This is a genomic window from Saltatorellus ferox (assembly GCA_007751475.1).
Classification (GTDB): domain Bacteria; phylum Planctomycetota; class UBA1135; order UBA1135.
This window is the reverse complement of the sequence record CP036434.1, coordinates 7,552,029-7,564,419: the sequence shown is the minus strand read 5'-3', so window position 1 is coordinate 7,564,419 and position 12,391 is coordinate 7,552,029. Positions and strand designations below refer to the sequence as shown.

Genomic DNA, 12,391 nt, shown 5'->3' with positions numbered 1-12,391 from the left:
CACATGAGCCTGCAGGAACAGATCCAGAACGACATGAAGGACGCGATGCGCTCGGGCGACACGCTCAAGCGTGACACGCTCCGGATGCTCATCGCCGCGATGAAGAACGAGCGGATCGAGCGCGGTGAAGACCTCGACGATGACGCCACCATGGCGGTCGTCCGGCGGGGCGTGAAATCCCGCAAGGACAGCGCGACGCAGTACCGCGAGGCGGACCGGGCCGATCTGGCCGAGAAGGAAGAGGCCGAGATCGACGTTCTGGAGGGCTATCTGCCCCAGATGATGAGCGAGGCCGACACCGAGGCCGCCGTGGACGCGGCCATCGCCGAGACCGGGGCCACCGGCAAGGGCGACATCGGCAAGGTCATGAAGGCCGTGATGGCGAAGCACGGCGCGCTCGTGGAAGGCAAGCTGGTCAATCGACTCGCCAGCCAGAAGCTCTGACGCTGTAGCGACTGCGTAAGGGCTCCGTCCCGCTGTGTCACAAGCGGCCGATTCACTCGAATCGGCCGCTTGTTGCATTGATGGCCCGAAACGGCGGCCGATGGATAGAATGCAGCCTCCACATCCCTCCCGAGGGCAGCTCATCATGAAACCAACCCACCTGTTCACCGCCGCCCTCCTGGTGGCTGGCGGTGCCATCACCACCTCGGTGCTCCAGGCTTCCGATATCGGAAGCCCCGGGACCCCGGGGATCACCGTCCGATCGGCCCAGGAGACGGGCTCCACGTTCGAGAAGCTCCTCGCGGAGTACGAGAGCGCGAAAGCCGCGTTCAAGGACAAGCTCAGCAACGCGGACAAGAAGGAGCGCAAGGAGCTTCGCGACCACGCTCCGATCGACGACTACTGGCCGCGCTTCGAGGCGCTGGCCCAGGACGGTGAAGGCCGGGCGCTCGTCTGGCTCGCCGACAACCTCAAGACCAACCGGAGCATCAAGTCGGCCGATCGCCCCGCGGCGCTCCTGCCGATCTACCGCGGGCTGGTCGCCCACGTGAACCAGGACTGGTTCGAGGGGGCGCTGGAGAGCTTCGCCCGCGACAGCCGCACGCTCGGGCTCGAGGCCACCAGTGGTCTCATCGACTCGATGCTGGAGAAGGCGGAGAAAGACGCGGCCAAGGCGGCCGTGCTCTTCTACGGCGCCGGCGCCGTCGAGAAGGAAGCGCCGGAGAAGGCCGAGGCCATGAGGGCCCAGGTGCTCGCGGATTACCCGGGCACGAAATTCGGCTTCATGGCTCGCGCAGCGACGGCCACGCCCGAAGACACCGAGGTGGGCAAGGTCGCCCCGAACTTCCCCGGTAAGTCGATCGATGGCTTCGAGTTCAGCCTCGAGGACTACCGCGGCAAGGTCGCGGTCCTCGACTTCTACGGGTTCTGGTGAGGCCCCTGCAAGGCGGGCATGCCCCACCTCAAGGAGCTCGTTGAGCGCCACAAAGACGACCCATTCGCACTGATCGGAATCAACTTCAGGGACGACGAAGAAGCCTACCGCAAGGGGGTCAAGGACTTCGGAGTCAGCTGGCTGAGCGCGTACCTCGGGATGGATGCGACTCTCCTCCAGCTCTACAGCGTCGAGTTCTTCCCGACGTACATCGTGCTGGACGTGGACGGCACGATCGTCCATCGCGGCGGCAATCCGAAGGAGATCGATTCGGTGATCGCGAAGCTGGTCGACAAGGCCAAGAAGAAGTAGATGGGCGACAGGGAGCGTAGCGGAGCGATCTCCGGGGGCCTTGCAGGAGGCCTTGTGCTGCTTCTGTGTGCCGGCATGGGCGCCGGCATGGGCACCGGCGCGGTCCTTGCCTCGGCGCAGGCCGGGCAAAGTCTACCGCGCAAGGCAGAGGGCCCCGACGATCGACCGCTCATCCCCGAGGATACGCTCCCCACGCCCTTCGTTCGTTCGGTCTCCCTCGGGATCGAACCGCTGGCCGAGGGCTTCACGGCCTCCGAAGAGGAGTTCGCGCTAGGTCGCAGGCTCTTCTTCGATCCCATTCTCTCCGTGCGCCGGACCGTCGCCTGCGCCTCGTGCCACCGCCCCGAGTTTGCGTTCGCGGACAACCGGAAGACCTCGCGCGGGATCGAGAACTACCTCACGCGGCGGAACTCGCCGAGCCTGCTCAACAAGGGGCTGGACACCCACGTCCTCTGGGACGGTCGCGCCGCGACGCTCGAGGAGCAGGTGCTGATGCCGATCGAGAACCCCGAGGAGATGGCGCTGGGCACGTCGGCGGCGGTGAATCGGCTCAGTCAGGACAGCGACTACCCCGCGCTCTTCCAGGCCGTGTACGGCCGCGAGGTCGACGCCGACGCGCTGGCCAGTGCTCTGTCGGCTTTCGTCCGCGGTCTGACCGTCGGCAACTCACCGGTGGATCGGTTCCGCGACGGCGACGTCACGGCGCTCGATCCCTCCGAAGAGGCGGGTCTTTGGCTCTACGAGGGTCGTGGGCGCTGCTGGCAGTGCCACAACGGTCCCAACTTCGCCGACGGCGAGTTCCACAACACCGGGATCGGCGCGTCGGATGGCGTGCCCGAGGAAGGTCGCTACTTCGCGACCAGCGTCGATGCCGATCGTGGCGCCTTCCGTACGCCGGGGCTACGGATGCTCACGCTGACCGCGCCGTACATGCACGACGGCAGCCTCGCGACGCTCGAGGAAGTGGTCGAGTTCTACCGCCGCGGCGGGCACCCGAACTCGCATCTGTCGGAGCGCATCCAGCCCATTCGGCTGAGCGACGAGGACGCGGCGAACCTCGTGGCGTTCCTTAAGGCGCTCTCGCGCGAGTAGCCGAGCGCGGGACGGATGCCCTCGTTCAGGGCGTCAGCGTGAACGACATCGCGCTGGAAAGCCGCATCACCGGCCCGTCCCGGAAGAGAGTCTGAGCGAGCCAGGTAGAGCCTGCTCCCAGCTGGATCGCGACCTGCGGTCCCCGCACGATCTGGAACACGGCCCGTCCGCGGCTGTCGCTCTGCTGCGCGTTGCCCACGAAGAGGAGCGTGTTTCGATCGAGGCAGAGGTTTCCGACGGGACCCGCAGGAAGGAACTCCTGGACGCGCGACATCATCAGTCGCGACTGCGCGAACGGCGGCGTGCGGTCCACGAAGAGGGCGAGCGACTCTTCCGAGAGATCCGGGCTGCCGAGGATGCCGACGCGCGCTCGGTCGCCGCCAGAGTGCTCGGCGCCGCGACAGACGACGTCGCTGGCCCACTCCCCTGGCTGAAGAACTGCGCGTGATCCGTCGTCGAAATACCCGACGCGCCGGCCCTGGCCGAAGTAGAGGCCGCCGATCAGTGTGCTTTGATCCGTGAGTTCGTCGTAGAGCGCGACGCTGTTCTGGAGCGGCACGAACAGCCGTCCACTCAGAGATTCGATGACGCCGCCCTCGAAGGGGCCGACGTCGTATTCTCCGACGAAGTCCCCTTGGGCCGTGAACTCGTAGATTCGGACGGCCCCGCAGACCAGGATGTTTCCGTTCCGCCTGCGGCTGAGCTGAAGGGGCTCCGAGAGGAGCCCCAGGCTGGTGGGGACCGACGGGCCGGCGAACGTCGAAATTCGCTGGCCATCGAGGGTGTAGCGGTCGATGCGGTTGCGGTCCTGAAGGGCGACGAGCATGGAGCCTTCGAGTTCCAGCGTGTCGGAGGTGCCGTCGACATCCACATCCCCGAGGTACGTACCGTCCGGCGTGTAGAAGCGCAGGCCTTCGTTGGTCGTGATGACGACGCGATGGTTCTGCGCGGCCGACTGAGCCTCGATGCTGCGGACCGGGTCGTGCACGCTGAAGGACGAGATGAAGTTCCTTTCTCCCCGGGCTTCGTAGCGATAGATCCAGAACGGCGAGGCCACCCAGATCTCGTCCCCGACGAGTTCGGCGTCCCGGAGAACGTTGTTCCCAGGGGTGGGGATGCCGGTGGCCTGGACGTCGATCCAGTCCCCCCGGACGAGCGCGCCCGCCCGGATGTTCACGAGGGCTACCTGGGCGCCCGGGTAGTTGTGCGGCACCATCACACGCTGAGCGAGAGCCGGCGCCGCTGCGGCCACTACGAGTGCGCAGGCAGCCATCCGGGAAGCCACGACCCCTCCCACTCTCCGGAGGGAAAGGCCGGGTGTGTCCATGAGTGTGGGGTGGCGTGGCAAGGTCTGACCTGGTTCTACTCCTAGCGTAGGACGGTTTTCGGGCACCTTCGCCGTGGAAGCCGTACTTCTGTTCGATCCAGGCCTCGATGAGAGGAATTGGCGAAGATTTGGGACGAGCGCGCGTCCTTTCGAGCCGCTAACGTGCTCGCCGAAGGGCGCTCGTCCTCCGCCGAATCGCCCTCCTGCGCTCAAGCACGCTTCATCAGCTCCATTGAATCAGCCAACGACAGGTCCAACGGAGGGAGCTGGCGCCGCAGGAGGACCGGGGCACTCTTCGCCTGCACCGCCGGATCGGCACACCCGGCTCGGACGCCGCACGGCACTGATCTCAGCCTTCACCCTTTTGAGTCGGGTGCTGGGCCTGGTCCGCGAGGCGGTGGCCTCGGCGCTCTTCGGCGGAAACTCGGGGATCTACGATGCTTTCATCACCGCCTGGAGGGTTCCGAACCTCTTCCGGCGGTTTCTCGGGGAGGGCGCGCTTTCCACGAGCTTCCAGACGGCGCTCACCGCCGTGGACTCCGACCACGGCGAGGTCGCGGGGGCGACGCTCTTCTGGCGCACGCTGAAGATGCTGGCGGGCCTGCTTCTGGGCCTCTGCCTGGTGATCATGGCGCTCGTCTACCTGACGCCCGATCGCATGCCCGGGACGCAATGGCTGTGGCTCGGAGAGGATCCTGCGGCGGTTCGGGAACTGACGCTCCGGCTGATGCCATTCGTCGTGCTCGTCTGCGTTTCCGCGCTCTTCACCGGGGCGCTCCATGTGCGAGGCAGCTTCGCCGCTCCGGCCTTCGCGCCCGCGGCGATGAACGTCATCTGGATCCTGGTGCTGTTGCTCGTCGCCATGCAGTTCGGGTGGTTCGGCGCTTCACCCGAAGCACCGGGCGAGCTGGGCGTCGAGGGGCAGCTGCGCCACCTCGAAATGGCGCGCTGGCTGGCGATCGGCGTGCTGGTCTCGGGCGTGGTTCAGCTCCTGGTCCAGCTGCCGGCGCTGCGGGCGGCGGGGCTACTGGGGGGCAGGGCGAGCCGGACACCCCTGCCGACCGACGCGCCGAAGCCCCTCGACGTCCTCAAGCGATCCGCGCCGCTCGCCCTGGGAGCCGCGGTCTACCAGATCAACGTGATGGTGGATGGCCTCATGGCCGAGGGGCTGCTTCCGAACGGCGGCCCGACGGCCCACTACCTGGCCAACCGGGTCCAGCAGTTTCCCCTGGCGCTGGTGGCGATCGCTGCGACGAGCGCGGTGTTTCCGGCGCTGCAAGCCCTGGGCCACAAGCGCGACCTTCGGGGGCTCCGTAAGCTGCACGACACCACGCACCTCGCCATCGCGGCCGTGGCGGTCCCTGCGGCGTGCGGGCTCTTCGCGCTCTCGCAGCCCGTGCTCGAGGTCCTTTTCGAACGCGGCAGCTACCAGAGCGACGACGTGCTCCGCACGACACCCGCGCTCCAGGCGCTCTGCCTGGCGATCCTGCCCGCAGGAGCGACCGGTCTCATCGCCCGCACCTACTACGCGATGGGGGACTTCTTGACGCCTGTCAAGATCTCGGTGTCCATGTTGTTTCTAAACGCCCTGTTGAACACATGGTTCCTGGTGGGGCTCGGCATGGATGTCGAGGGCCTCGCGGCCGGGACGGCCATCACGAGCGCCTTGAACGCGGCGGCGCTGCTTCCCGGGCTGACCTCTCGCCTCGGTCTACCGGCGTGTGGTGTGCCCATGCGCGGTGCGCTGGGGAAGATTCTCGTCGCTTCCCTGATCGCGGCGGCAGCGGCATCAGGCGCAGAAGCCCTGCTCGACGGCATCGTCGGACGAACCGCCGCGCTGACTGTCGCCATCGGTGTGGGTGGCGGGACGTACGCGGCGGGCGGCATGCTCCTAGGCGTCGATGTCGTTCGCGTGATCGCCAGAAAATTCTTGGGCCGAAGAAGCCGGAGTTAGGGCGGTAGAGCGCAGAAGTCGCGCGTTCGTGCTGAACACTGCTTGCATCGAGTTGCGTTCCTGGAAAAGATGGAGACGCGCGCCGCTGCGACCGTGATCGAATCACTCGCCGGCGTGTCAACGCCGCCGCACTTGACGTCCCGCACCGCTACGCCGCCTCGACGAAAGGAAACCAGTGACTTCGACCCGCAGCCAAGCTGAGCTATCAGATCAGGACCTTTCGTCATCCGAAGTCGAGTCGCTTCGCAACGAGCGCGCCATTTCCCCCGGAGGCATCGGGCAAGTGAACGACTCCAGCGATTCCGAGCGTGGCAGCGAGTTCAGGGGCGGGGACGCCCAGGGTGGGGAGTACGAGGGGAGCGCGCTCGATGCCGTCGATCCCCCGGCGGACTTGCCGGATCCGGACGTGGCGGAGAACGCGCTGACGGTTCTGGAGCGCCGCTACCTGATCCGCAACGAGGCGGGCGAACTGGTCGAGACGCCTCGCCAGCTCTTCTGGCGCGTGGCGCGCACGGTCGCCAGGGCCGAGCTGAAGTTCAACGCCCTCGCCGAAGAGGCCCTCGAGGTCGCGCGGGACTACTACACGCTCATGAGCCAGCGGATGTTCCTGCCGAACAGCCCCTGCCTTTCCAATGCGGGCCGCGGTAGCGGGATGCTCTCTGCGTGTTTCGTGCTGCCGGTGACCGATTCGGTCGACGGCATCTACGACGCGGTCAAGGCGACGGCGCTGATCCAGAAGGCCGGCGGCGGCACAGGATTCAGCTTCTCGTCGATCCGGGCGGCGGGCGAGCGGGTCGACAGCTCCGGCGGATCGGGCGCGGGCCCCCTGACGTTCATGGAGGTCTTCTCGAAGGCCTCGGACTCGATCCAGCAGGGCGCCTTCCGCAAGGGAGCGAACATGGGCATCCTGCGCATCGATCACCCTGACGTCGGCGACTTCATCGTCGTCAAGGACGACCGCACGAAGCTGACGAACTTCAACATCAGCGTGGCCATCACCGACGCCTTCATCGAGGCGCTGGAGCGGGATCCGAGCGCGATCCACGAGGTCAAGGACCCGCACACGGGCGTCTGGCGTCCGCTGCAGAAGCGCGGCCAGGCGGGCGCGTTCTGGACCGTCGGCGAACTCTGGACGGAGATCATCGAGCACGCCCACGCCACGGGCGAGCCGGGCCTTGTTTTCATCGACCGCATCAACGCCCAGAACCCGATCAAGAACGTCGGCGCCATCGAGGCGACGAACCCCTGCGGCGAGCAGCCGCTGCACGCCTGGGACTCCTGCAACCTCGGCTCGATCAACCTCGGCCGATTCGTGATCCCTGGCGAAGGGGCGGCCGGGACGGCCACGCCACAGTTCCACTGGGATGCGTACCGCGAGGTCATCCACACCTGTACGCGCTTCCTCGACGACGTGATCGAGGTCAACGAGTACCCGCTGCGCGAGATCGCGGAGATGTCGCGCATGACGCGCCGCATCGGCCTCGGCGTCATGGGCTTCGCCGACGCGCTCTTCGAACTCGGGATCCCGTACGACTCCGCCGAGGCGCTCAGCTTCGCGGAAGAGGTCATGCGCGTGCTCGACGAGGAGTCTCACCTCGCGTCCGAGGTCCTCGCGGAGGAGCGCGGCGTCTTCGCCGCGTGGGAAGGCTCCGAATGGGAGAAGCGCGGCGTCCGCCTGCGTAACTCCTACACGACGACCATCGCGCCCACCGGGACGATCTCGATCATCGCGGGCTGTTCCGGCGGGATCGAGCCGATGTTCAGTCTCGCGTTCGAGCGTCAGGTCATGCGCGACACGGATGGCACCCCCACGGTCATGCGCGAGGTCAACGAGGTCTTCGAGCGCGTCGCGACGGCGTCGGGCTACTTCTCCGAAGAACTCATCGAGAAGATCCTGGAAGAGGGAACCCTCGCGCATATCGACGACGTTCCCGAAGCCCATCGGGAGCTCTTCGTCACGGCCCACGACATCGCTCCCGAGTCGCACGTGAAGATGCAGGCGGCGTTCCAGCGCCACTGCGATGCGGCGATCTCGAAGACGATCAACTTCCCGAACGACGCCTCGATCGACGACGTTCGACAGATCTACGACCTCGCGATCGACCTCGATCTCAAGGGCGTCACCGTGTATCGCGATGGCTGCCGCGAAATGCAGCCCATGGCATTGAAGGGTTCTGGCTCGCAAGAGTCCGGCTCCCAGGGTGCCGACCGTCCCGCGGGAGGGATGGAGACTGAAGCGGAGGGGGCGGGTTACGCACAGCCCGGCTCCTCCGCGGAGGTCGCTTCCAGCGGTCTTCGATACGACGAGACCGGAACCCTGGCACCGATCAAGCTGCCGGAGATCATGCCGTCGCTGCGCATTCGCCAGATGACGCCCTTCGGCAACATGCACGTGAAGGTGTCGGTCGACTTCCAGAGCGGGCGGGAGCGCGAGGTGTTCGCGCAGCTCGGCAAGGGGGGCGACGTGGCGAACTCGGACCTCGAGGCGATCTGCCGGATCCTCTCGCTCTGGCTGCGTTCGAACGGAAGCCTGGAGAAAGCGGTCGCGCAGCTTTCGGGGATCGGATCGAGCCTTTCGGTGCCGACGAAGGACGGCCGCATCATGTCGCTGGCCGATGGCCTGGCGACAGCGCTTCTGCGCTACAAGCGGGCCAAGGAGGAGCATGGTCTGGAGAACCTCCTCCTGGGCCGCGTCGATCCGGCCGCGATCGAAGCAGAGGCGCCGGTCGAGCGTCGGCGCACGCCCGCGATGCAAAACCAGGCGTCGCGTTACAAGGTGAAGTGCCCGACGTGCTCCGGCGATCTGTCGTTTCAGGAGGGGTGCGTGAAGTGCAACTCCTGCGGCTTCAGCCAGTGTTGATCGGAAGCCAGCGTTGATCGGAAGCCGGTGTTGATCGGAAGCGTTTGGCGGTGGAAGGCGACGTCGGACGTCAGCGGCCGCCGCGGCCGCTGAGTGGAGCACCGCCCGCACCGGGACCTTTGGGTAGCGGTTGGATGGGCGGCCTCTTTCCCTCTTCACCGGTGGAGCCCTCTGCGGGAGGCGCGACCGGTCGGCCGTAGATGTCGCGCTCACCCTTCTCCGCGGCGCTGTTGCGCCCGAAGATGTCCGTCGCTCCGAACGATCCCATCTCCTTGCGACCGAAGATGTCTCGCTGGCCGGCTTCGCGCGGGAGGTACGGCTCGAAGACCAGTCGGCTCTGGCGGTCACCCTCTTCGCTGAAGGTGAGCTCGAGCTGGTTGAGGATCTCCCGGACGCGGTACTCGCGCTCGTAGCCGGTGCGCTCCCAGATCAGTTCGCCGGTCTCCTCGTCGACGAAGGAGCCGATGACGGTCGAGCAGTAGAGCTTGCCGCCATTATCGACCTTGTACTCGGCCGTGAACGTGGTGTGGATGTCGTTCTCCGGGATGGAGTCGTCGCTGCCTTCTTCCCACAGCGCGTGGATCTCCATGGACAGGAAGGAAGGGCTGATGTTCAGGAAGCCCTGGGCGAGGCGCCCGGTGGGGTTGGAGCCGGCCAGGTCCATGCGGACGAGGCGCCAGCCGCCCTGGAGTCGCTCTTCGAACGTGTTGCCCCTGACCTTCGTGCGTCGCCCGAAGAGGTCGTAGCCCTCGCGGTTCTTCGGATCGAAGCCCTCCGGGGGGAGGGCCTCGTCCTCGTCCGCTCCGAGGCCCTGATCGAGTCCGGCGGGGTCGCCGAGGCCATCGTCGCGGCCGTTGCCCTGCTGGCCACCCTGCAGGCCACCCTGCTGGCTACCCTGCTGGCCGACACGGGCGGTACTCATCGGACCCGGAGCCAGCAGCGAGCTGAACACGGGCATCGCGAGGGCGGGGAGTGCGGCGACGAGGAGGGTGCTGGTGATCCGTTTCATGGTGAGTGGGAGCGCTTGGGGGGGGAGGGGCTGGCCAGGGCCCGCCAGGTTCCTTCCCTCATCCTAATGTCGGCGGAGTGGGCGGGATTCCCAAGGCTCCATTGTAGGGGCGGGCCATGGACGCGGGTTCAGGATGAAAGGCCTCTGCAATAAGTGGAGCGGTGAACTCCCGGATCTGGTCGCCCCGCGTACGGCCATGGCGGTAGCCTGACCCGCCCCGAAGCCCATGAATCGCCCGACCTTGAATCACATCGTTCCACGACTCGCGCGCGTCCTCGCGCTTTCGAGTCTCTGCCTGGCCGTCCTTTTGGGCGCTGCCCGACCCGTTCTCGGTCAGACGGCCAGCTCCAAGCTCTTCGCCAAGGTCCAGGGCGAGGATCTGCTCGTCGCGATCCAGGTCACGCCGGATTTCGGCTGCTGGTTCTACGACGACGGCCCGGGCGAGGTGGGCGGTCAGCCGACCCAGGTCACGATGGGCGAGATCGACGGCGCGGTCTGGACGCCGGTCTGGTTTCCCGAGCCGAAGGTCAAGTACGACGAGAGCATCGACTGGACGTCGAAGATCTTCGACAAGGCGACCGTGCTCTACGCAGCGGCCCCCGGTGTCGGCGCCGACTTCGAGGCCTCGGACGTCACCGCCGAGATCGTCGGGCAGGTCTGCGACAAGTCGGTCTGCGTGCCTTGGTCGGAGAGCCTGACGTTCCGGAGCGAGGGGACCGATGCGATCTGGGCAGGTTTCCCGCCGGCGCTCCTCGTGGGCGAGGAGGCGCTCGCGCCGTCGGAGGTTCAGGTCAGTGAGGAGGTGAGCACCGCCGCGGCCGCTCCGGTCTGGAAGCCGTTCTTCGCGGACGATGCCAAGGCCATGTCGCGGGCGTTCGCCCGCAGCCTGGAGGACGACCGCGTCGAGCTGGTCATCCAGGTGGCGACGCCGGAGCACTGGCACATGTACGGCGGTCCGGAGGAGAAGGACAAGGGGCCCGGTGTCGCGCTCCCGACCACGATCACGGTCGAGGGCGGGAACGTCGACTGGGAACCCGTGCACTTCCCCGAGCCCTTCCGCTACGTGCAGATCGAAGGGGCGGACGACGGCTGGGTCTGGGCCTACAAGGAAACGTTCTACTTCGGCGTCCAGGGTGAGGCGTACGACGAGTTCGATCCCGAGTCGATCGTGATCCACGTGGACGGGCAGTCGTGCGATGACGCGAGCTGCGTGTTCGTGAACATGACCCCCGAGGTGGAAGGCGAGGGTGAGCCAGCGATGTACGCGGCGGCGTTCGCGGAATGGACGCGGCCAGAGGAGTCGGGTGCTGACGCGGCCGATGCGAGCGCCACGTCCACGGAGGCGCCGAAACAGTTCGGTCAGGACACGACGAGCGACAGTCTGTGGGGCTTCATCCTGCTGGCGATCGGGGCGGGGCTCTTCACGCTCCTGATGCCCTGTACGTATCCGATGATCCCGATCACGATCTCGTACTTCACGAAGCAGGCCGACGACCGTGGTGGGAAGGTCTTGCCGCTGGCGCTCGCCTACGGCGCGGGCATCGTTGCGATCTTCGTGATACTGGGGGCAGCTCTGGGGCCCGTGATGGTCGACGTGGCGGCCAGCTGGATCACCAACGTGATCATCGGCGTGATCTTCGTGGTGTTCGCGCTCTCCCTCTTCGGGATGATCGATCTTCGTCCGCCCGGATTCATGATGAAGTTCGCCGGGAACGCCAGCAAGAAAGGCGGCTATCTGGGCGTGTTCCTCATGGGGTTGACGCTCGTTGTCACGAGCTTCACGTGCACCGGTCCGTTCGTCGGCTCGCTCATCGCTGGCGGAGCGGCGACCGGTGGTGTCATGCGCGTGGCCCTCGGCATGGGGGCCTTCGGACTCACGATGGCGACGCCCTTCGTCGTCCTCGCGCTACTGCCGGGTCGCATGAGCGCGATGCCTTCCGCTGGAGCCTGGATGAACACCCTCAAGGTGTTCATGGGCTTCGTCGAACTCGCGGCTTCGCTCAAGTTCTTCTCCAACGCCGATATCGCGCTGCACCTGATGGTGCTCCCGCGCGAGGTGTTCCTGATGCTCTGGGCGGCGATCGCCTTCGTGGCGGGCTACTACCTGCTCGGTCGCGTCAATCTCAAGGGAGAATGCCCGGACGGTGAGATCGGACCTGGACGGCTCATGGCCGCGATCGTCACCGTTTCGGGTGGCTTCTACTGCGTGATGGGAGCGATGGGCTATCAGCTGGACGGCCTGATCATGAGCGCGATGGCGCCGCCACCCACCTACTCACGTGGCCTGGTGGAAACCCACACGCAAGGCGGCGGCAGCGCTTCCGCGCTCCCCGACGGGGTGAAGATGGAAGCGGGCTCCTACGTCGTGGTCGACGACTACGATCTCGCTCGGGAGTTCGCGCTCTCCCAGGGGTTGGACTTGATCGCGAACTTCACGGCGCACACATGACAGAACTGCC

The 12,391-nt window shown here is 66.5% G+C and carries 8 protein-coding genes and 1 pseudogene; 7 read left to right on the top strand and 2 right to left on the bottom strand.

What is annotated here, in order from left to right:
• The first annotated feature begins 3 nt into the window (after positions 1-3).
• The 4 genes and pseudogenes from Poly30_RS27460 to Poly30_RS27445 all read left to right on the top strand — a co-directional run bounded on the left by Poly30_RS27460 (position 4) and on the right by Poly30_RS27445 (position 2,782).
• Positions 4-444 (top strand): GatB/YqeY domain-containing protein, encoded by a 441-nt coding sequence (locus Poly30_RS27460; RefSeq protein WP_419190739.1) that lies wholly within the window; start codon positions 4-6, stop codon positions 442-444.
• A gap of 145 nt (positions 445-589) precedes the next feature.
• Positions 590-1,378, top strand: a complete 789-nt coding sequence (locus tag Poly30_RS27455) for a peroxiredoxin family protein (RefSeq protein ID WP_145205562.1) — start codon at positions 590-592, stop codon at positions 1,376-1,378.
• A 12-nt stretch (positions 1,379-1,390) separates the two neighbouring features.
• A pseudogene (locus tag Poly30_RS27450) lies at positions 1,391-1,690 on the top strand (TlpA family protein disulfide reductase); the annotation flags it as partial.
• Positions 1,691-2,782: a cytochrome-c peroxidase gene (locus tag Poly30_RS27445; RefSeq protein ID WP_145205555.1), complete on the top strand. Its 1,092-nt coding sequence runs from the start codon at positions 1,691-1,693 to the stop codon at positions 2,780-2,782.
• A gap of 25 nt (positions 2,783-2,807) precedes the next feature.
• Here Poly30_RS27445 and Poly30_RS27440 read toward each other — a convergent pair whose 3' ends face one another.
• A complete protein-coding gene (locus Poly30_RS27440) occupies positions 2,808-4,055 on the bottom strand; it encodes an NHL repeat-containing protein (RefSeq protein ID WP_145205553.1) in 1,248 nt (415 codons plus the stop codon).
• A 127-nt stretch (positions 4,056-4,182) separates the two neighbouring features.
• Here Poly30_RS27440 and murJ point away from each other — a divergent pair, with 127 nt between their 5' ends.
• A complete protein-coding gene (gene murJ, locus Poly30_RS27435; protein WP_145205549.1) occupies positions 4,183-6,063 on the top strand; it encodes a murein biosynthesis integral membrane protein MurJ in 1,881 nt (626 codons plus the stop codon).
• 283 nt (positions 6,064-6,346) lie between these two features.
• On the top strand, positions 6,347-8,923 hold the full coding sequence (locus Poly30_RS27430) for an adenosylcobalamin-dependent ribonucleoside-diphosphate reductase (protein WP_419190738.1): 2,577 nt from the start codon (positions 6,347-6,349) through the stop codon (positions 8,921-8,923).
• 70 nt (positions 8,924-8,993) lie between these two features.
• On the opposite strand, the gene Poly30_RS27425 is transcribed toward Poly30_RS27430, so the two are convergent.
• Positions 8,994-9,932, bottom strand: a complete 939-nt coding sequence (locus Poly30_RS27425) for a hypothetical protein (RefSeq protein ID WP_145205543.1) — start codon at positions 9,930-9,932, stop codon at positions 8,994-8,996.
• Positions 9,933-10,158: 226 nt separating this feature from the next.
• Between Poly30_RS27425 and Poly30_RS27420 the strand changes: the two genes are divergently transcribed.
• A complete protein-coding gene (locus tag Poly30_RS27420; RefSeq protein WP_145205540.1) occupies positions 10,159-12,381 on the top strand; it encodes a protein-disulfide reductase DsbD family protein in 2,223 nt (740 codons plus the stop codon).
• The last annotated feature ends 10 nt before the right edge of the window (positions 12,382-12,391 follow it).

Coding starts and splice junctions, on each gene's coding strand:
- Poly30_RS27460 (WP_419190739.1), top strand. CDS start 4: ATGAGCCTGCAGGAACAGATCCAGAACGACATGAAGGACGCGATGCGC.
- Poly30_RS27455 (WP_145205562.1), top strand. CDS start 590: ATGAAACCAACCCACCTGTTCACCGCCGCCCTCCTGGTGGCTGGCGGT.
- Poly30_RS27445 (WP_145205555.1), top strand. CDS start 1,691: ATGGGCGACAGGGAGCGTAGCGGAGCGATCTCCGGGGGCCTTGCAGGA.
- Poly30_RS27440 (WP_145205553.1), bottom strand. CDS start 4,055: ATGGCTGCCTGCGCACTCGTAGTGGCCGCAGCGGCGCCGGCTCTCGCT.
- Poly30_RS27425 (WP_145205543.1), bottom strand. CDS start 9,932: ATGAAACGGATCACCAGCACCCTCCTCGTCGCCGCACTCCCCGCCCTC.
- Poly30_RS27420 (WP_145205540.1), top strand. CDS start 10,159: ATGAATCGCCCGACCTTGAATCACATCGTTCCACGACTCGCGCGCGTC.